The organism is Arthrobacter globiformis (assembly GCF_030817195.1).
Taxonomy (GTDB): Bacteria; Actinomycetota; Actinomycetes; order Actinomycetales; family Micrococcaceae; genus Arthrobacter; species Arthrobacter globiformis_D.
On sequence record NZ_JAUSYZ010000001.1, the window covers coordinates 1,029,926 to 1,049,274 of the forward strand.

The window sequence follows — 19,349 nt, forward strand, 5'->3', positions numbered from 1 at the left end:
GTCACCACGCCCAAATTGAGGAGTAGCGATGAACTACAGCGGAAGCCAGTACGAAAAGGCCGTGACGGCGGGGGAGCTTGACCGCAGCCACGTTGGCCAGACGGTGAGCTTTCAGCCGAACGATTTCACCGTGGTGTTCGGCAGGATCGCCGGAATCGCCCGCACCGACGCCCAGGTGTACCTGAGCCTGGAAGGGGTCGGCGGCGGGACGCACCTGAAGGACGAGTACGACCTGCCAGTGACGCACGAGGTGTATGTGCAGCTGGATCCGCTGAGCAGCGCGGGGAAGACCATCTCGGATGCGGAGCGGGTCATCAAGGAGAAACTGGACGAGCTCAAAAAGAACCTCCTCGACCGGGATCAGAAGTCCGGCTCCGAGTAACAGCCCCAACGGCGAAGAACCCCGCTGCACAACCGTGCAGCGGGGTTCTTCTAGGCAACCGCTCCGCGTATGGGGGAACACGGAGCGTCCCTGTCAAAACTAATGGAAAGCTTGCTTAGGTCTCAAATCGGAGCCACCTTTTCCCAAGCCCGCGGCGGTACTATCCCGCTACCGTCGCCGTAACGGGTCTCCTGGATCTACGGCCTCGGTAGGTGGCCCGCTCTGCGAACCGGGGAATGAGCGGGCCGCCGCCCCGGCCCGGGAACTTGCCCACGCCGGATGGGATGGGCCGCCGGAGTGAGATGCCGCCCGGACAGGTCCAACCAGGTTTCGATCGCTGCTCATAGGAGTCCGGCGAGGACACCGGCGGACCGGAGTTAGCTGACGCGGCGGTAGCGGATGTGGGTGGCCAGCGGTGAGTGAAGCACCTCGGCGGGTTCGAAGCCGAAGGATTCAACCCCGTCGAAGATGCGCTCGCCCGAACCGAGCAGGACCGGTGCGATGTCGAGGGTGAGTTCGTCGATCACGCCGGCGATCAGAGCCTGCCGGACGGTCGAAGCCCCACCGGCAATGTCCACGCCGTTTTCCCCGGCGGCCTGGCACGCAGCGGAGTAGGCCGCGTCGAAGCCCTCGGTGATGAAGTGGAAGGTCGTCCCGCCGTCCATCTGGATCGGGTCATGTCCGTGATGGGTCAGCACGAACACCGGCGCGTGGTACGGCGGCTCGGGGCCCCACCACCCCGCCCATTCCTCATCCCAGTCCCCGCGGATCGGGCCGAACATGTTCCGACCCATTACATACGCGCCCCGCGGGCGCATGAGCCACTCGTTCGCGACCTTGTCGGCATCGTTCGCCCGCGCGTCGCCGATGTGCCAGCCGTGCAGCTCCAGCCCCCGCTTGCCCAGGGGGTTCTCACGGCTCTGGTCTGGCCCGGCGACGAAGCCGTCCAGCGAGATCGACATGTGGCAGGTGGTGTCCGGCATCGCGAACCTCCCGGGGGATTGCGACTTTGCATGCGGTCGTGCGGGGATCGTAGCACGTGATGACTCAGAAGAAGTTACCGCTGGGCTTCTTGGAGATGAAGAAAGACCCCGGTTCCCTTTGTTTACAAGGGAACCGGGGTCTTTCTCATTGGCGGTGACGGTGGGATTTGAACCCACGTTGGCTTTTACACCAAACAACATTTCGAGTGTTGCACCTTCGGCCGCTCGGACACGTCACCAACCTGAATAGGGTACCGGAGCAAGGCCCGCATCCCCAAAACGGCATACTTTTGCCGGCAACACAGTCAGCGGCCTGGCGTTCTCAGCGGGCGCGCCGGGACGCATCTTCCCGGAAATCGGGGCCGGGCACTAGATTCATAAGCAAGATGAGTACTTCCCAGCAGCACACTAAAGCAACCGCATACTGGACCGTGGGCCCCGGCCGGGGTGAACTGCGCAGCGAGGAGCTGCCCGTCCCGGGCCCGGAGGAGGCGCTGGTGCGCTCGCTTTATTCGGGCATCAGCAAGGGCACCGAACTCGTGGTCCACCAGGCTGCCGTACCGCCCTGCATCGCCGAGAAGATGCGCGCCCCGCACCAGGAGGGCTCGTTCCCGTCGCCGGTCAAGTTCGGCTACCTGTCCGTGGGCGTGGTGGAGCAGGGTCCGGATGACTGGATGGGGCAAATGGTGTTCTGCCTGCATCCGCACCAGGACCGCTACGTGGTGCCGGTGTCCGCGCTCACCCGCGTTCCCGACGGCGTTCCTCCCCGCCGCGCGGTCCTCACCGGCACCGTGGAAACGGCCGTGAACGCCCTTTGGGAGGCGGGGCCGAGGCTGGGCGACCGCGTCGCCGTGATCGGCGCCGGGCTGGTGGGCGGCATGGTGGCCACGCTGCTGCGCACGTTCCCGCTGGCGCGGCTCCAGCTCGTCGACCTGGCCCCTGACCGCCAGGACCTCGCCGACACCTTGGGCATTGACTTCGCGCACCCGGACGACGCCCTGCCGGACTGCGACATCGTGTTCCACTGCTCCGCGTCCGAAGGCGGGCTGGAGCGCAGCCTGAAGCTCGTGGGGGACGAGGGCGACATCATCGAGATGTCCTGGTACGCCGACCGGAAAATCACCATCCCGCTCGGCGAGGACTTCCACGCCCGCAGGCTGTCCATCCGCGCCAGCCAGGTGGGCGCCGTGGCACGGGCCCGCCGGCACCGCCGGACCAACGCCGACCGGCTGGAGCTCGCCATGTCCCTGCTGACAGATCCGGTGTTCGATGCCTTCCTGACAGGTGCCTCCGCGTTCGCTGAGCTGCCGGGCGTGGTCCAGGACCTGGCCAGCGGCCGGCTCGATGCGCTGTGCCACGTGATTGAGTATCCCGCCACTGATGATCCCCTGACTGAAGACCACCGGACCGCCACCACCGAAACAGCGAGGTAACCATTGTTCAGCCTGACCGTTCGCCGCCACTTCATGATCGCCCACAGCCTTCCTCGGGAGGCGTTCGGGCCAGCCCAGGGCCTGCACGGGGCGACCTTCGTGGCGGAGGTGAGGTTCCGCCGTCGTGCTCTCAACGACGACGCGATCGTACTGGACATCGGCGCCGCCGGAAGCATGATTGAGGAGGTGCTGGCCGGGCTCAACTACCGCAACCTGGACGATCACCCGGACTTCGCCGGGAAATTGAGCACCACCGAGGCGCTGGCGCAGTACATTGCCGGCGCCGTCGCGGAGCGCCTGCGGGAGGACAGGGACGGCCGGGAACTCGCCGGCCTGGACGTCACGCTGCGCGAAAACCCCGACGCCTGGGCGAGCTATGCCCTCGAGTTCGACCGCAACTAAGGCCGCCATGCTGCCCCCACCAGCCATCCGGCTCCTGGTTCCCGCGAACATCCGCCATAACTCCGGCGGCAACGTCTACAACGCTGCGCTGGCGCAGGGCCTTGAGCAACTGGGAGCCGGGGTAACCATCCAGCCGGTCGCCGGCGAGTGGCCGGTGGGCAGCAAGGAAGAACGACGGCGGCTGGCCGGCTTGCTCGGTTCAGGAACCGCTGCAGGGGGCCCGGCAGCGGTGCCGGCCAGCACCATCACGATCGTTGACGGTCTGGTGGCCTCCGGCGCCCCCGACGCGATGGAGGCGGCCGCCGCCGGCGGGCACGCGCCATGGGTCCTGCTGCACATGCCCCTGGACGAGCACCCGGACCTGGAAGCCCGGGCACTCCGGGCGGCTGCCGGCGTGATCTGCACCAGCGGTTCAGCCGCTGCCGAGATCAGCCGGCGGCACGGACTGGCCGGCGTCCGCGCTGCGCTGCCCGGAACCAGACGTGCCCGGGTGGCTGGCGGGTCCGAGCCACCGCGCCTGCTTGCCGTGGCGGCACTGCTGCCCAACAAGGACCAGTTGACTCTCCTCGGTGCGCTGGCCCGGCTCCAGGATCTGGAATGGACGGCAGCCCTCGTCGGCTCGGGCACGGCGGACCCCGACTACGCCCGCCAGGTCGCGGCGGCGGTCGACCGGCACGGGCTGGGCGGCCGGGTGCAGCTGCCCGGCGAACTGACGGGCCAGGTGCTCGAGCAGCAGTGGCACGCCGCTGATCTGAGCCTGCTGGTCTCCAAGGTGGAGGCTTTCGGCATGGCGGTCACCGAGTCTGTGGCCCGCGGGGTGCCGGTCATCGTCCGGGCCGGCACCGGCGCGGTGGAGGCGCTGGAACTGGGTGCAGAAACCGCGCCAGAGCCTCCGGAAGGTGCAGCGCCCACCCTGCCCGGCGCCGTCGTCGAACTCGGTGCCGCCGGGGATGTTGACGCCGGGGATGTTGTGCCCGGGGACGGGGACGGGGACCCGGAGCCGCTGGCGGCCGTGCTGCGCAGCTGGCTCACGGACCCCGCCCTACGTGCGGAATGGCGCCGGCGTGCCCTCGCCGGCCGGGAACTCCTGCCTGGCTGGGACGCCACTGCACGGCGGGTGCTCGGCTACGTGGCGCCGGAGGCATCGGTAGGCGGCCATTCCTCGCAACCGCCCGCTGGTGGAGAATGAGGCATGACCAGCCACGTTCCGTCTGCCGCCACTCTGGAAACTGCTACGGCCCTCACCCCGGAGCTGCTCCGCGCCTGGGCCTGGCACCGGCAGGGGCTGGACGGCACGCTCGAGGGCCGCACGTCGCAGGAGGTGCTCGCCACGGCGGGCTGGGCGAGGTCGGTGGGCGGCGCCAATCCGTACCTGACCCTCTTCGCCCGCGCCGGAATCCGCCGCGGCCAGGTGGACGCGGACGTCCGCGAGCTCACGATCCACGAACTGCCCACCGCCCGCGGCTGCACCTATGTGCTGGGCCGGGAGGACTTCGACTGGGCGCTGACCCTCGGCAAGAGCGCTGACGAGGCCTTCCGCGTATTGGCCCGGCTCGGGGTGGACCGCGGCGAGATCACGCTGCTGGAGGAACAGATCCTGCACGTTCTCGGCGAAGCCGACAGTCCGCTGGACCCCAGGCAGCTGAAAGAGGAGCTCGGGGAGTCGGTTCGGAACCTGGGCGAGGAAGGCAAGAAAAAGGGGGCGGCCACCACGCTGCCCACGGCGCTGGGGCTGCTGCAGGCAGACGGCCGGATCCGCCGCGTTCCGGTCAACGGGCGGCTGGACCAGCAGCGCTATGCCTACACTCTGTGGGGCCTGCCGCCCAGCCGGCTCGGCCCGGAAGGCGCCCGCGAGGAACTGGTCCGCCGCTACCTCGGCTGGACGGGCGGCGCCACCAGCAAGCAATCCCAGTGGTTCACCGGCTTCACCCTCACCGACACCAAGGCGGCGCTCGCCGCCGTCGGGGCCGTGGAGGTTCCCACCGCCGCGGGCGACGTGCTCTGGATGCTGCCGGCCGACGTCGAACGCCTCGCGGACTTCAGTCCGCCGGACGGGGAACAGATCCAGTTGCTGGCCGGCACCGATGCGCTCGTGCTGCACCGCCGGAACGCAGGTGACCTGTTTGCGGACGCGGACCGGGACCGGAAGCTGCTGAACACCACCCTGGCGCTGCAGGCGGACCTGCCGGACCACCCCATCTTTGACCGTGGCACGATCATCGGACTCTGGCAGTACGATCCCGGCAGGGAAAGGATCGCCGCCTGGCTCTTTGCCGGCCGGACGCCCGCCGTCGAACAGCGCATCGCCGAGGTTGAGGCGTGGATCCGGGAGGATCTGGGCGACTTTCGCTCCTTCAGCCTGGACTCGCCATCGTCCCGGCAGGAGCGGATCGATGCGCTTGACGCCGCCGGCGTCTGACCAGCCGCCGTCTAACTGCCAGTGCGGTGGGCTGCGAAGAAGTCCCGCAGCAGCAGGCCGCATTCCTCCTCCTGCACGCCGGCGTAGACCTCCACCCAGTGGTTGAGGCGGCGCTCGCGCAGAATGTCGAACACGGAGCCCGCCGCCCCGGCCTTCTCGTCCCAGGCCCCGAACACCACGCGGTGGATCCGGGCCAGAATGATCGCTCCGGCACACATGGCGCACGGTTCCAGAGTCACCACCAGCGTGCAGTCCTCCAGCCGCCAGCCGTCGCCGCCGCCGCCGTCGAGCGCCGCGCGTTCCCGCAACCGCGCGGCGGCCTTCCGGATGGCCACCACCTCGGCATGCGCGGTCGGGTCCCCGAGGGCTTCGCGCTCGTTACGTCCGCTACCCAGGACCGTTCCGTCCGGACCGATCACGACGGCGCCAATCGGCACGTCCTCGGTTGCCAGGGCCCGCCGGGCTTCTTCGAGGGCAAGGCCCATCCATTCCAGGTGTTGCGGATCTGCCGGGGCCATGGGTCAATGATAGTTTCGAAGGATACTTAGCATCGGACAACGCGAGTGCCGGGAGTAACGATGAAGTCCTTGACGGAAAAGTACGGCCGGTGGCTGGGGCCCTACGCGGCCCTGTGGATCACCCTCGTCATCGGCGGCTTCCTGGTGGTGGTCCTGACGCTCCTCAGTGCCGAGGTATACAACAGCGTTGTCGACCAGGACGGCGTTTCGGGACTGGACAGACCCGCCCTCCAGCTGGCCAAGGAATTCCGGAGCCCCGGACTCGATTCGGCTGTTACGGCCTTCACGAACATCGGCGGCGGCATTGGCATGCCCATCCTGGCGAGCCTCCTCGTTGCCTGGCTGATCTATGTCAGCCGCAGCTGGCGGCCGCTTATCCTGGTGGGCGGCGCGGCCGCAGTCTCCGTCACCGCCACCAGCGTAGGCAAGACCCTGCTGGGCCGCACCCGTCCTGACCACGTCGACGCCGTTCCCCCGTTCGAGTTCTCGCCGTCATTCCCCAGCGGGCACACGCTGAACACCACCGTGGTGATCGGCATCGTGGTGTACCTCATGTGCCTGGAGTTCCGGAAGACCTCGGCGCGGACGTGGTTGATCATCGCGGGGGCGGCGTTCATCATCGCCATGGGACTGAGCCGCGTGTTCCTCGGCCACCACTGGCTGACAGACGTGATGGCAGCCTGGCTGATCGGGGCGGCCTGGGTGGGTGTGGTGATCCTGGCCCACAGGCTCTTCCATGCCATCCGCCGGCGGGAGCATGCCGGCCCCGCGCCCACGTTCGAGCACCCGGCCCATCTGAAGGACAGCAAAACCGAGCGGGCGGAGCGCCTCCAGGGGTCTCCCGATGCCGGCGGAGGAGCCGGAAACCGGGGCGGGGAGCCAAGCCCCGGGTGATAGTTTTGACCCATGCGCACACTCGTCGTGGACCATCCGCTGGTCGCCCACAAGCTCACCGTCCTGCGGGATAAGAACACCTCCTCGCCGGTCTTCCGCCAGCTCACCGAGGAGCTGGTCACGCTCCTCGCCTACGAGGCCACACGCGACGTCCGCACCCAGCCGGTCACCATCGAAACCCCGGTCGCCACCACGGTCGGGACCGCGTTCACCAAGCCTACGCCGCTGGTGGTCCCCATCCTGCGCGCCGGGCTGGGCATGCTCGAGGGCATGACCAAGCTGGTCCCCACCGCCGAAGTGGGCTTCCTGGGCATGGCCCGCGACGAGGAAACCCTGGACATCATCACCTACGCAGAGCGCCTGCCGGACAACCTTTCGGGCCGCCAGATCTTCGTCCTCGACCCCATGCTCGCTACCGGCGGCACGCTGCGTGAGGCAATCAAGTTCCTGTTCAAGCGCGGCGCCGCTGATGTCACCTGCATCTGCCTGCTGGCCGCTCCGGAGGGCCTGGCCAAGCTGGAGGAGGAGCTTAAGGTTGCCAACGTCACCATCGTCCTTGCCTCCATCGACGAGAAGCTGAACGAGAAGGCCTACATCGTGCCGGGCCTGGGTGACGCCGGCGACCGGCTCTACGGGATCGCAGGCTAAAGCCCCTTCCGGAGCGCAGGTCTTCCGGAGCGCGGGGCGCCCCGGCTAGCCTGTGCAGCATGGACTGGAAACTTGAACTCGTCTTCGTACCCGTGTCCGACGTGGACCGCGCCAAGGACTTCTACGTCAACAAGGTCGGTTTCAACGCCGACTACGACGAGCGGCCCATGGACGGCATCCGCTTCGTCCAGCTGACCCCGCCCGGGTCGGGCTGCTCGATCGCCATCGGGGAAGGCCTCAACGATGCTCCTCCGGGCACGGCGCCCAGCCTTCAGCTCGTGGTGAGCGACATCAACGCCGCCCACAACCAGCTCAAGGCGAACGGCGTGGACGTCAGCGATGTGGACATCCAGGATTGGGGCCACTTCGTCTACTTCGCCGACCCGGACGGCAACAAGTGGGCGGTGCAGTACCTCCCCAACCGGCCGAACGGCTGAGTTCGGAAGTCCACGTTTGCCGCGAGGATAGTGCAGGATGGAAGCCATGAGCCTTCCTGCCGAATCCGCCACCGTCACGCTGACAGCCCGAGCCGTCCTGTTCGACATGGACGGCACCTTGGTGGATTCCACGGCCATCGTGGAGCGCGTGTGGACCGAGTTCGCCGGACACTACGGCCTTGATATCGAGGAAATCCTGCGCACCTCCCACGGCGTGCAGGCTCTGGATACGGTCCGCCGCTTCGCTCCCGAGGGGGCCGACATCCACGCCCTGGCCGCCGAGCTGGGACACATGGAGCTGACCGAGACCGACGGCATCGTGGCGGTGCCGGGCGCGCTGCAGCTGCTCGACTCCCTGCCCGCCAATGCCGTGGCCCTGGTGACCTCGGCGTCGCGCGACCTTGCCACTGTCCGGATGGCTGCGGCGGGGGTGGAGATGCCGGCGGCGGTTGTCACCTCCGAGGACGTGTCCCGGGGTAAGCCGCATCCCGAGTGCTACCTGCTTGGCGCGTCCCTGCTCGGGGCCGACCCCTCGGAAGCGGTGGTGTTCGAGGACGCTCCCGCCGGCATCGCAGCAGGAGTTGCCGCCGGCATCCGGACCGTCGCGGTGGGGCCGAACACCGGCGTCCTTCCCGACGGCGTGCTGCACATTCCTGACTACACCGCCGTTTCCGCGTCGGTGGAGACCGGTGAGGACGGGCGCCGGGCGATCTCCCTGCGGCTGTAGGCAGGCCGGACGGTCCAGGGGCCAGACGGCCCGGATCCGTCAGGACAGGTTGTACACCGTGGCGCCGCCGATGGTTTCGGCCTGGTAGTTGGCGGCAACCCAGGTGGCCACCTCGGAGTTTCCGCCGCGTCCGCCGCCTCCGCCCATCTCGCCGCCGGAGATGAAGTAGCCGATCTCGCCGTTGGCCACCATCTCCTGGAACTGTGCGAGCGTGGGATAGGGGTCACCGCCGTTCCAGCCGCCGAGGGCAATCACATTGGTGTCCGTGGTAAGTTCCAGGCTGGCCGCCTGGCTGGCGCCGGAAACGATCCCGGACCACTTCGCAGTGCTGGCCTTGAGCAGCACGGTGAGTTCGAAGTTCGCCGTGCCGGCGCCATCAGGACCCATTGCACCGCCGGGAACAGTACCGCCGGGAACAGTGCCGCCGGGGGCGTTCCCGCTGTCGGTTGAGCCGTTGGGCGCTAGACCGGAACCGTCCGGGGCCAGGCCGGAGCCATCCGCCAGCCCCGAGCCCGAGGTGTCCGAGCCGGACGTGCCCGGGCCGGCAAAGCCGGTGCGCCCGCCCTGGCCGCCCGGTCCGCCCATCGCGGAGGCGGTGGGGCCCGACGTCGGAATCGACCCGGAGTGGGGCTGGGCTGCCGTGGCGAAGGTCCAGGCCGTGCTGCCCAGCCCGCCGGCCAGCAGCGAAACCGCCACGACAGTGGCAGTTGCCGTCCTGCGGAAGCGGGCGGGAACAGCCTGGAGCGAGTCGAGCCGGAGCAGCAGCGCTACGGCGGCGAGCACGCCGAGGATCACCACCGCCACCCTGATCCAGGGCAGCCACGTGGCGTCGCGTCCCAGGAGCACCGCGGACCAGACAGATCCGCCCAGGACTGTGGCGGCCAGCGTAATCCGCGCAGGCCAGTGGGCCCGGCCTCGCCACAGTTCCAGGGCACCGATGCCCACCAGTGCGGCGATTGCCGGGGCCAGCGCAACAGCGTAGTACGGGTGGACGGTGCCGCTCATGAAGCTCAGGATCCCGGCGGTGACCAGCAGCCAGCCGCCCCAGAGGACCAGAGCCGCGCGGGTCCGGGACGTGCGGGCCTCGCGGCGGGTGAACCACAGGCCGGCACCCAGCAGGATCAGGGCCGACGGTAGCAGCCAGGACACCTCGGCGCCGAAGCTGGTACCGAACATCCGGGTGATCCCCGCGGTTCCACCGAAGCCGACGTTCCCGCCCATGCCGCCGCCACCGCCGGGCATGCCGCCGCCCATGCCGCCCCCGGCCCCGGTAATGCGGCCGAGGCCGTTGTAGCCGAAGGTCAGTTCCAGGAAGCTGTTGGTCTCGGACCCGGCCATGTAGGGCCTGGCCGAGGCCGGCGTGAGCTGGAAAAGGGCGATATAGCTGCCGGCCACCAGCACGATGCCGCCTGCCGCGGCGAGCAGGTGCAGGAGACGCCGGCCGAGGCCCGTGGGGGCAGCCCAGAGGTAGGCCAGTGCGAGGCCGGGAACGATCAGGAAGCCTTGGAGCATCTTGGTCAGGAAGGCCAGGCCAATGACTGCACCGGCGGCCACCAGCCACTTCCACCCTGCCTTTTCGATGGCCCGCGTGGTCAGGTAGGCGGCCAGCACCAGGCACAGGGTGAGCAGCGCGTCGGGGTTGTTGAACCGGAACATCAGCGCGGCCACCGGGGTCAGCGCCAGCACACCGCCGGCGACAAGTCCCGCCGCGGGACCGGATATGCGCTTGACCGTCAGGTATAGGAGTCCGACGGCGGCCACGCCCATGAGTGCCTGCGGCACCAGCATGCTCAGCGGTGAGAAGCCGAAGACCCGGCCCACGAGGGCGGGAATCCACAGGGCCGCCGGGGGCTTGTCCACGGTGATCGCGTTACCGGCATCGAGGGAGCCGAACAGCAGCGCTGTCCAGTCCTTGGTGCCCGCCTGGATGGCCGCTGCATAGAAGGAGTTGGCGTACCCCGTGGCTTCAAGGTTCCACAGGTACAGCACCGCGGTGAACGCCAGGAGCGCCGCCGCCGACGGCCGGATCCAGCGGTGCTGGTTTCCCAGCAGCAGCCGGGATGCGCTGCCGGTTCGGTGGGTTCGTTCCGCAGTATCTTTGGGCTCACCGGGTGCGGCCGGCGCGGTCTGCACGGCGTTCGCCGGCTCGCGGTCTGGCGTCTGGTTGGGAGGAGTGACAGTGGTGCTCATGACTTTGTCATTTCTGTGGTCGGGGCGGATGCCTGCGGGAGGGATGCCTCGGAAGCGGCAGGATCGGCGGGAGCGTTGGTGGGGGAAGCGGCAGGATCTGCGGGGGCGTTGGCGGGGACCGGCCGCCGTCGGAAGACCCACAGACGGAACAGCAGGAACTTCACCGCGGTGGCCGCGAGGTTCGCGGCGGTGACGGTCGCCAGCTCAAGCCAGCGGTCCGGCGTCGTGCCTCCCGGCAGTGCGCCGCTGTGGACCAGGGCGAGCGCGCCGGACGTGAGGGCGAGCCCGATCCCGAAAACCAGCAGCCCCTCGAAGTGGTGGCGGGCAACGTCGCTGTTGCCGGCGATGCCGAACGTGAAGCGGCGGTTCGCGGCGGTGTTGGCCACGGCCGTGGTGAGGAGGGCCAGCAGGTTGGCCAGCTGCGGGTCCATCAGGTTGCGGCAGAGGTAGAAGAGAACCAGGTACGCCAGGGTGGATGCCACGCCGATGGTGCCGAACCGCACCAGCTGGCCGAACAGGCTGCCGCCCGGGCTTTGCTCCTGGCTGCGTGATGCGGCGGGGAGGGGGCCGCGGGCCAGGGCCGCCCGGAGTTCGGCGACCGGGATGCGGCCGGTCACCATGTCTTTGCTGAGCCGGGCCATGCCGCGGGCGTCGGCGAGGGCCGTCTGGACGATGTCCACGCTGGAGTTGGGATCGTCGGTCCAGTCCACCGGCACCTCGTGGACGCGCAGGCCGCAGCGTTCGGCGAGGACCAGGAGTTCGGTGTCGAAGAACCAGGCTGTGTCCACGGTGTGCGGGAGGATCTGCTGGGCGATGTCGGCCCGGATGGCCTTGAAGCCGCACTGCGCATCGCTGAAGTGGGCGCCCATCAGGGATTGCAGTATGAAGTTGTAGCTGCGGGAGATGAATTCGCGCTTCGGCCCGCGGACCACCCGGGAGTTGCGGGTCAGCCGCGTGCCGATGGCCAGGTCCGAGTGGCCGGAGATGAGCGGTGCCAGGAGCGGACCCAGTGCGGCCAGGTCGGTGGAGAGGTCCACGTCCATGTATGCCAGGACCGGTGACGGCGAGGCCAGCCAGACTTTGCGCAGGGCGTTGCCGCGGCCCTTCTCCTCGAGGTGCACCACGGTGACCTCACGGAGTTCGCGTGCCACCCGCTCGGCTGCCTTGAGCGTGCCGTCGGTGCTCGCGTTGTCCGCAACGGTGATGCGGAATGAGTGCGGGAACATACCGCGCAGGTAGGCGTGCAGCCGGCGCAGGCACTCCTCCAGGTCGCGTTCCTCGTTGTAGACCGGGATGGTCACGTCCAGGACCGGTACCGCCGTGGCGGTGTCGATGGGCGACCGCCGCGTGTGCCTGATGAGGGTCTGCGCCGGGGCGTGTCCGGCCGCGCCGGCTCCATGGAGCGCCTGCGGCTGGGTGTGCTGCAGCGGTGGGTGCGGCTGGGTTCCTGAAGCCTGGTCAGTGATGGTCATGCATCAACAGTGGCGGCCGCTGTTATGAGGGTTTTAGGGCGAAGCTGTGCAGGGGCTGTGGAAGTGACGGCAAGGACAGCGAGGGCGGCGATCTGTAGAACTAGGTAGCAGCACAGGGCCTTCCCAGCCGTGGGAACGCCCTGTGCTGCGACCTAGTTGGGTTGGCGGTGCTGAGTACTCGCCGTCAGCCGGTGTGGCTGCGGCAACCGGTCAGTACCAGTTGTGGGCGAGGTGGAAGTTCAGAGCACCGCACGGGGAGCCGTAGCGCTCCTTGATGTAGTCCAGGCCCCAGTTGATCTGGGTGCGGTAGTTGGTGCGGTAGTCCGCCCCGGCGCTCGCCATCTTTTCGGCCGGCAGTGACTGGACGATGCCGTACGCGCCGCTGCTGGCGTTGGTGGCCGTGGTGCGCCATTCCGATTCCTTGGTCCAGAGCCGCTTCAGGCACTGCATATTGTCTGCGGACCAGCCGAAGGAGCCGAGCTTGCTGGCCGCGTAGGCCTGGGCGCCGGCCGGATCATTCAGGGCAACAGGCGCGGCAGCCTTGGCCCTGGCAGCGGCGGCAGCCTTAGCGGCGGCGGCCTTGGCAGCAGCAGCCTTAGCGGCCGCGGCGTTGGCCTTGGCAACCGCAGCGGCGTTGGCGGCGGCGGCATTCTTAGCCGCGGCTGCCTTGGCGGCGGCGGCCTTTGCTGCGGCCGCTTTCGCGGCGGCGGTCTTGGCGGCGGCTGCCTTGGCGGCGGCAGCCTTGGTTGCGGCGGCAGCCTGGGACGAGGACTGCGGAGCGATGGACGCCGCAGACGGGGCCGGGAGGGCGGAGATCAGCGACTTGTCGAAGCTCAGCGTCTGCCCGCTGTCGGCGGTGGCCACGGACGATTCGGCGGCGGAAGGCGCAGCCTGGTCGGCCGCGTGGCCTGCGGCGCCGACGCCAACGAGCACGGCGGCCGCAGTGGTCAGGACGGCTGCCCGGCGTCCGAAGGACGGAAGGCCTGCGGCGAAACGGCCAAGTGCATTCTTGGGCTGGGCAGGCTCGGCCCGGTGACGTGAAATTTTGCTGTCGGACTGCTTGGAGGCGCGTTCAGGGCGCGCCTGAGTCTTAAATTCAGACATGGTGGATTGCCTCTCAACACCTGCGGAGTTAGCTGTCGGGTTCGGATGAGGTCATCCGGCCGCACGGAAAATTCACGTGTCGGCTTCACCCCAAGGGCTGATGCGGAAAGCCCGGGACTCTGGTTCCCCCGCCTCTGCCTGATCTAGCGGAATCCGGGAAGCGGCAGAGCTGGGCGTCAATCCGGACATGCGGCTCTAGTGGCGGCCGCACGCTATCGACCGTACAGGAGGCTTTTGATTAAGTCACATTTGGGTAACGGACATCACGACGCCGGCGCGGCGCCTTGCATGGGCAGCCGGACGGCAAACTCCGTCCGGCCCGGCCGGGATGTGACTTCCACTGTGCCGCCGTGCGCCTCCACAATGGACTGCACGATGGACAGGCCCAGGCCGCTCGTTCCCTCTGCCGACGCGACCCCCGCTTCTCCCTGTGCAGCCGCGGTATGGAGGGCCATCCCCGCGGTTGCGCCACCGGCCCCGGAACCCTTCGCCGCGGCGGATGCCGGCGCCAGGGGCGGCTGCGCCGGAGTCGCCCGTGACGCGTCTGCGCGGGCGAAGCGAGCGAACACCTTGTCCACGAATTCGGGCGGGATGCCGGCACCGTCGTCCGTGACAGTAATCACAGCGCTGCCGTCAGCCGACCGCATCACGCCGGTGGTCACCGTGGTGCCAGGCGGGGTGTGCTTGCGGGCATTGGAGAGCAGGTTCACGAGGACCTGGTGCAGCTGTGAGGCATCGCCCCGGACCGACACGGGTTCCTCGGGAAGGTCGAGGTGCCACGCCCGGTCCGGCGCCATGACTTTTTCGTCGCTGACGGTCTCGATGACGAGCTGGGTGAGGTCAACGTCGCTGAGCTTTAGCGGCTGGCCCTCGTCGAGCCGTGCCAGCAGCAGGAGGTCCTCCACCAGGGCGGTCATGCGTTCCGACTGGCTCTGCACGCGTGCAAGGGACCGCTGGCCGTCGGGGGTGAACTTTTCGGTCATGCGCATCAGCTCCGTGTAGCCGCGGATGGCGGTGAGCGGCGTCCGGAGCTCGTGGGAGGCGTCCGCCACGAACTGCCGCACCTTCATTTCGCTTTCCTGCCGTGCTTCCAGCGCGTTGGAGACGTTGTCCAGCATCTGGTTCAGGGCGTGCCCAACGCTGCCCACTTCGGTTCCCGGATGGGCGTTCGACGGCGGGACGCGGACGGCGAGTGCCACCTCACCGGCGTCCAGCGGCAGGCGCGACACCTGGGTGGCCACCTCGGAGAGCTGCTCCAGCGGTTTCATGGTGCGGCGGATGAGCACCGTCCCGGCCAGACCGATCAATACGAGGCCGCCCAGCGAGACAATCGTGATGGTCCAGACGAGCGAGGTCAGGGTGCTCTGCTTGTCCGCCAGGGGGAGCCCTGTCACCATGACATCGCCATAGGGTGTCTGGGCGGCAACCAGCCGGTAGGCCCCGGTGGAGAGGGTGCGGTCGACGGGGACGCCGTCGCGGCGCAGATCCAGGAGAACCTGGTTGTCTGCCGCCGAGAGTGCCTTGCGGGTGGCATCGGAGGCCAGGAATCCTGCGGTGACCTTGCCCGCCTGGATCCTGCCGGCAAGAGTGCCCACGCGCTGGCCCCGGCCTTCGAGGGGATCCGGCTTGTTGCCCGAGGCGCCGAGCGGCGGACGGCCAAAGTCCCGGGCCCTGTCAGCGGCCCCGGTGAGCTGCTCGTCGAGCTGGCGTGTCAGAAATGCGTCCATGCTGGCGTAGCTGAACAGGCCGATCGCAGCGCAGATGGCCACGAGCAGCGCCATGGCCACCAGGACCAGGCGGGTGCGGAGATGCCACGTGCCCGGCTTCAGCCAGCTTCGGCGCTGGGTACGAACTGCACCGGAAAGGTTTGCCACGGCCTACTCTGCCGGCTTGATGACATAGCCCGCGCCGCGGACCGTGTGGATCATCGGCGGATGCACGGCATCCACCTTCTTGCGCAGGTAGGAGATGTACAGTTCGACGATGTTGGCCTGGCCGCCAAAGTCGTAGTTCCACACCCGGTCCAGGATCTGGGCCTTGCTGACCACGCGCTTGGGGTTCTCCATGAGATAGCGCAGCAGCTCGAACTGGGTGGCGGTCAGCTGCAGCTCGTCGCCGGCGCGCGTGACTTCGCGCGTGTCGAGGTTCAGGACCAGGTCGCCCACCACAAGCTCAGCGGAATCCATGGCGGCCACCCCGGAGCGCTGGACCAGACGGTGCAGGCGCAGCAGGACCTCCTCCATGCTGAACGGCTTGGTGACGTAGTCGTCGCCGCCCGCGGCGAGGCCCACGATGCGATCCTGCACCGCGTCCTTGGCGGTGAGGAACAGGGCCGGGACTTCCGGCGCGAAGGCGCGGATCCTGCCCAGGAGCTCGACGCCGTCGAATCCGGGAAGCATCACGTCAAGCACCAGCACGTCCGGGCGGAACTCCTTGGCGAGTTTCACGGCCTCGGGGCCGTCGGCAGCGACGGCGACCGACCAGCCGGCCATGCGCAGGCCCATGCTCATGAGTTCGGAGAGGCTCGGCTCGTCGTCAACCACAAGGGCGCGGATGGGGGAGCCATCCGGGTGGGTCAGCTGGGGAAGGTTGTTGGTCATGGAGTGCGAAGTGGCCATGTGACAACTCTCCGTTCTGGTGTTTAGCCGCCGCTTTGGCAACCCTGTGCGCCAGCTGTGAATCACAGCCTAGCGAGCTGAAAGGCCCGATGGACGCATTTTTCAGGTCACAGCCATGGCTCTTGCGCGCCGCACAGGCCAAGCACAGGAAGGCTTTCCAGTCTGGAACGGACGCTTCCGCAGCCCTAAGGAGATCGCAATGAGCGGCCAGCAGCACGCACCTGTTCCAGAAACCACACCCCTGCCTCCGGCGCCGCTGCCGGACGGGCAGGCCTACCAAACGGGACCGGCGGCCGAACCGGTGACGCCCCTGGGCACGTTCTCCCAGCGGCAAGCCCTGGACCATGAAGCGCGGACTGGTCGTGGCCGGTGCGGCAACGGTTCTGGCGGCAGGCGCCGGAGCCACCGTGTACGGCCTGGGCAGCAACGCTGCCGCTGCCGGCGGGACTGCCGCCGGGGCCCAGGGCGGCCTGAGCCAGGGTGGCACGCAGGGTAGCCTGCCACAGGACGGCGGGTCGAGGGGCGGCCCGGGCGGGATGCAGGCCCCGGGCAGCGGAACCGTGCCCGGCCAAGGAGGCGACTTCGCGCCCTACGCTCTCGGCGGCATGGGCAGCGGCGTCCCGGCGGCCGTCCATTCGGAGTACGTCATTGAGGAGAACGGGCAGTACGTCACCAAGGTGGCGCAGCTCGGCGCTGTTTCCGCCGCTTCCTCCGGTTCGGTCACGGTGAAGAGTTCCGACGGCTTCACGCGCACCTACACACTCAGCGGCGACACGGTGGTGAGCAACCTGCTGCAGAGGCGGCAGCAGTCAGCAACGGGCGACCTGACAGTGGCTGACATCGTTACCGGAGCCACTGTCAGGATTGTGGCCGGCAAGGATGGCTCGGCTTTTGCAGCCGAGAACGTGCAGGTGAGCGGGACCGCCACACAGTCAGGCGGAAGCACCGGTTCGGGCGGAAGCACTCAGTCAGGAACCAGCGGCTCGAGCCAGTCCAGCTGATTAACGCGGAAAGGCGCAGCGCCCAGCCGAACCGGGCGCTGCCGCCGCCCGTCCTGGCGGATTTGACCCCTGCCGCGACCTGCGCCCGAGCAAAAAACTTTCGCCCCGCGTGCGTCATAGCTGGACAATCGGCGTATGGCGGCTGCCGGTTTGCGGCAATTCAGATGTCATTGAATATTCAGCGCGTATTCATGGAAAAATCGAAGAAGATTCCGCAGGAGCAGCTTTCCGACCGTCCGTTCAGGAAAATAAATCAAAAAACCGGCCGCCTGCAAAACTGTGATTTACCACACAAACGAGTCGTTTGTCTCAGTATGCGGACGCTTTCGTCCATTGTTACTTGCAAGTTCTCATTGTTACGTTGCACACTTTCAAATGTGAACAAGAACTCAACAGCACCTGCAGCCGCAGAACATTGGTCCAGCACACCCGCTGCTGCCGACATGCGCTGTTGTCGAATGCACGCCTAACTTTCACCACCCCTCGAAGTTTTTAGGCATTCGCCCCCAGCCCAGCGTAGGGCGCCCCTCCCCAGAATCATTGCGGGACCCAAGCATTCGAGCCGCGATGACGGCCATTCACATTGAGGTAAGCATTCATGTCAGTTGCATCCGGATACGTCCACATCTCAGTCCGTAACGCCAACAAGGCAGGTCAGGCACAGGGATTGCGCCAGGGATTCGGCGCCCGCCCCGCCTTCGCCCCGGCAGGCCCGGCCAATACCGTTCCCGCTGCCCCGGGTTACGCACCGCAGGGCTATAACCCGAACTCGTACGGCCAGTTGCGCGCCGTGCAGGCCGACGAAGCCGCGCCGCTGACCGCGCCCACACCTCTTGTGGCCCCGGCTGCCACCTCCCCGGTCCGGCCCCGTGCCGAACGAAAACGTCGCCCGCGGGTTCGTCCTGTACATGGGCATTGACGAGGAAACGGCGGCTGCCGCCGGCACCTCGATCGCCAAGCTTGCCCAGGAGATCCGCGCCTACGCCCAGTCCCTGGTTACCGGTGCTGAGAGCTACGCCGCCGTCGCTGTGGCGCCGGCCAGCGCGCCCGGTTCCGCGCTCGACGTGGTCCGTTCCACCTTTGGTGACCCCACCGTCAACGCCCGGCAGCGCACCGAGACTGCCCGCGTGCAGCCGGCCCAGGATCCCCGTCCCTCCGGTGTTCTGATCGACCTCGCCCGCCGCGAGGTGCACCTCGACGGCGAGTCCCTGAACCTGACGTTCAAGGAATTCGAACTGCTCAACTACCTCGTGGAGAACGGCACCCGCACCGTGGGCCGCGACGAACTGCTCGAGGGCCTGTGGCGCAACGCCGAAGAAGTGCCGAACGAGCGCACCATCGACGTCCACATCCGCCGCCTCCGCTCCAAGCTCGGCCGCCTCGCCAACACCGTGCGCACGGTCCGCGGCCAGGGCTACCGCTTCTACGAGCACCCGGAGGTCGTTGTCTGGGCCGCTCCGGAGTACTCGATCTAGTCGCCTCCGTCGCTCCTTGGCGCGGCTGGTCCAGGTTTGCGCTTGGCCGCCCGATAGTAGGGTGAGTCCATGAGTGCGCACCATAAGAAGCGGCTGGTCCTGATGCGCCACGCCAAGGCCGACTGGCCGGGCGGGGTGGCGGACCACGAGCGTCCCCTGGAGGAACGCGGCCACCGCGAGGCTCCGCTTGCCGGTAAATGGCTGCTCAAGCACAACATCGTCCCGGATTTCATTCTGTGCTCGAGTTCCCTGCGGACGCGGCAGACATGCACGTGGGTGTGCAGTGAACTCGGTGAGAAGGCCCCGACGCCGAAACTTGAGGACGGCCTCTACGGCGCCTCTGCGCTGCGCATGCTTGCGGTCATCAACCACGTGCCCGACACCGTGACCACGCTGATGGTCATCTCCCACATGCCCGGCGTGCAGGATTTGGCCATGCACCTGGCGTCGCGGGATTCCAACCACGATGCCTATATGGATGCCGCCACGCGCTTTCCCACGAGCGGCCTGACCGTGCTGGAGACCGAGAAGCCCTGGGCCGAACTGGACGGCCAGGACGCCAGGCTCACGCACTTCAAGGTCCCGCGCGCACACTAGCGCGGACGAGTAGGCTTGTCCCCACTGTCGTCTAATTTGGGGAAGGGCC

18 protein-coding genes, 1 tRNA gene, 1 pseudogene and 1 riboswitch are annotated in these 19,349 nt (G+C 68.0%); of the genes and pseudogenes, 12 read left to right on the forward strand and 8 right to left on the reverse strand.

Annotated features, from left to right (window positions below):
- Positions 1–28 precede the first annotated feature (28 nt).
- A complete protein-coding gene (locus QF036_RS04795; protein WP_307099713.1) occupies positions 29–382 on the forward strand; it encodes a hypothetical protein in 354 nt (117 codons plus the stop codon).
- Positions 383–759: 377 nt separating this feature from the next.
- Here QF036_RS04795 and QF036_RS04800 read toward each other — a convergent pair whose 3' ends face one another.
- Both QF036_RS04800 and QF036_RS04805 read right to left on the reverse strand, forming a co-directional pair.
- A complete protein-coding gene (locus QF036_RS04800) occupies positions 760–1,365 on the reverse strand; it encodes a dihydrofolate reductase family protein (protein ID WP_307099715.1) in 606 nt (201 codons plus the stop codon).
- Between the two features lie 149 nt (positions 1,366–1,514).
- Positions 1,515–1,604: transfer RNA gene (locus QF036_RS04805), tRNA-Ser, on the reverse strand.
- Between the two features lie 147 nt (positions 1,605–1,751).
- On the opposite strand from QF036_RS04805, the gene QF036_RS04810 reads away from it, so the two are divergent.
- From QF036_RS04810 to QF036_RS04825, 4 genes are read left to right on the forward strand one after another with little or no spacing between them, the layout of a single operon-like run.
- Positions 1,752–2,798, forward strand: coding sequence for a zinc-dependent alcohol dehydrogenase (locus tag QF036_RS04810; RefSeq protein WP_307099717.1), 1,047 nt, complete (start codon positions 1,752–1,754; stop codon positions 2,796–2,798).
- A gap of 3 nt (positions 2,799–2,801) precedes the next feature.
- A complete protein-coding gene (locus QF036_RS04815; RefSeq protein WP_307099720.1) occupies positions 2,802–3,200 on the forward strand; it encodes a 6-pyruvoyl trahydropterin synthase family protein in 399 nt (132 codons plus the stop codon).
- Positions 3,201–3,207: 7 nt separating this feature from the next.
- Positions 3,208–4,389: a glycosyltransferase family 4 protein gene (locus QF036_RS04820; RefSeq protein WP_307099721.1), complete on the forward strand. Its 1,182-nt coding sequence runs from the start codon at positions 3,208–3,210 to the stop codon at positions 4,387–4,389.
- 3 nt (positions 4,390–4,392) lie between these two features.
- On the forward strand, positions 4,393–5,619 hold the full coding sequence (locus QF036_RS04825; RefSeq protein WP_307099723.1) for a DNA glycosylase AlkZ-like family protein: 1,227 nt from the start codon (positions 4,393–4,395) through the stop codon (positions 5,617–5,619).
- A gap of 11 nt (positions 5,620–5,630) precedes the next feature.
- On the opposite strand, the gene QF036_RS04830 is transcribed toward QF036_RS04825, so the two are convergent.
- Positions 5,631–6,137: a nucleoside deaminase gene (locus QF036_RS04830; protein ID WP_307099725.1), complete on the reverse strand. Its 507-nt coding sequence runs from the start codon at positions 6,135–6,137 to the stop codon at positions 5,631–5,633.
- A gap of 60 nt (positions 6,138–6,197) precedes the next feature.
- On the opposite strand from QF036_RS04830, the gene QF036_RS04835 reads away from it, so the two are divergent.
- The 4 genes from QF036_RS04835 to QF036_RS04850 are packed head-to-tail and all read left to right on the forward strand — an operon-like array spanning position 6,198 to position 8,843.
- Positions 6,198–7,031 (forward strand): phosphatase PAP2 family protein, encoded by an 834-nt coding sequence (locus QF036_RS04835; protein ID WP_307099727.1) that lies wholly within the window; start codon positions 6,198–6,200, stop codon positions 7,029–7,031.
- A gap of 12 nt (positions 7,032–7,043) precedes the next feature.
- Positions 7,044–7,679 (forward strand): uracil phosphoribosyltransferase, encoded by a 636-nt coding sequence (gene upp, locus QF036_RS04840; RefSeq protein ID WP_307099729.1) that lies wholly within the window; start codon positions 7,044–7,046, stop codon positions 7,677–7,679.
- A gap of 59 nt (positions 7,680–7,738) precedes the next feature.
- On the forward strand, positions 7,739–8,116 hold the full coding sequence (locus tag QF036_RS04845; protein ID WP_307099730.1) for a VOC family protein: 378 nt from the start codon (positions 7,739–7,741) through the stop codon (positions 8,114–8,116).
- 46 nt (positions 8,117–8,162) lie between these two features.
- A complete protein-coding gene (locus QF036_RS04850; RefSeq protein ID WP_307099732.1) occupies positions 8,163–8,843 on the forward strand; it encodes an HAD-IA family hydrolase in 681 nt (226 codons plus the stop codon).
- Positions 8,844–8,882: 39 nt separating this feature from the next.
- Here QF036_RS04850 and QF036_RS04855 read toward each other — a convergent pair whose 3' ends face one another.
- From QF036_RS04855 to QF036_RS04875, 5 genes are all read right to left on the reverse strand, one after another.
- Positions 8,883–11,033 carry a glycosyltransferase family 39 protein gene (locus QF036_RS04855; RefSeq protein WP_307099733.1) on the reverse strand — a complete coding sequence of 717 codons (2,151 nt, stop codon included), beginning with the start codon at positions 11,031–11,033 and terminating at the stop codon, positions 8,883–8,885.
- Positions 11,030–12,505: a bifunctional glycosyltransferase family 2/GtrA family protein gene (locus QF036_RS04860; protein WP_307099736.1), complete on the reverse strand. Its 1,476-nt coding sequence runs from the start codon at positions 12,503–12,505 to the stop codon at positions 11,030–11,032. The genes QF036_RS04855 and QF036_RS04860 overlap by 4 nt, the downstream gene beginning before the upstream one ends.
- Before the next feature lie 210 nt (positions 12,506–12,715).
- Complete coding sequence (locus tag QF036_RS04865) at positions 12,716–13,609, reverse strand: hypothetical protein (protein WP_307099738.1); 894 nt, start codon at positions 13,607–13,609, stop codon at positions 12,716–12,718.
- Positions 13,610–13,614: 5 nt separating this feature from the next.
- A riboswitch (cyclic di-AMP (ydaO/yuaA leader) is annotated at positions 13,615–13,778 on the reverse strand.
- A gap of 94 nt (positions 13,779–13,872) precedes the next feature.
- The gene (locus tag QF036_RS04870; RefSeq protein WP_307099740.1) at positions 13,873–15,483 is read right to left on the reverse strand and encodes a sensor histidine kinase; all 1,611 of its coding nucleotides are present in this window, start codon (positions 15,481–15,483) and stop codon (positions 13,873–13,875) included.
- Between the two features lie 3 nt (positions 15,484–15,486).
- Positions 15,487–16,227, reverse strand: a complete 741-nt coding sequence (locus QF036_RS04875) for a response regulator transcription factor (RefSeq protein WP_003801275.1) — start codon at positions 16,225–16,227, stop codon at positions 15,487–15,489.
- 344 nt (positions 16,228–16,571) lie between these two features.
- Here QF036_RS04875 and QF036_RS04880 point away from each other — a divergent pair, with 344 nt between their 5' ends.
- From QF036_RS04880 to QF036_RS04890, 3 genes and pseudogenes are all read left to right on the forward strand, one after another.
- Positions 16,572–17,228, forward strand: coding sequence for a hypothetical protein (locus QF036_RS04880; RefSeq protein ID WP_307099742.1), 657 nt, complete (start codon positions 16,572–16,574; stop codon positions 17,226–17,228).
- Positions 17,229–17,826: 598 nt separating this feature from the next.
- Positions 17,827–18,703: pseudogene (locus QF036_RS04885) on the forward strand (winged helix-turn-helix domain-containing protein).
- Positions 18,704–18,772: 69 nt separating this feature from the next.
- Entirely contained in the window at positions 18,773–19,300 is a 528-nt protein-coding gene (locus QF036_RS04890) for a SixA phosphatase family protein (RefSeq protein WP_003801267.1), read from the forward strand.
- The last annotated feature ends 49 nt before the right edge of the window (positions 19,301–19,349 follow it).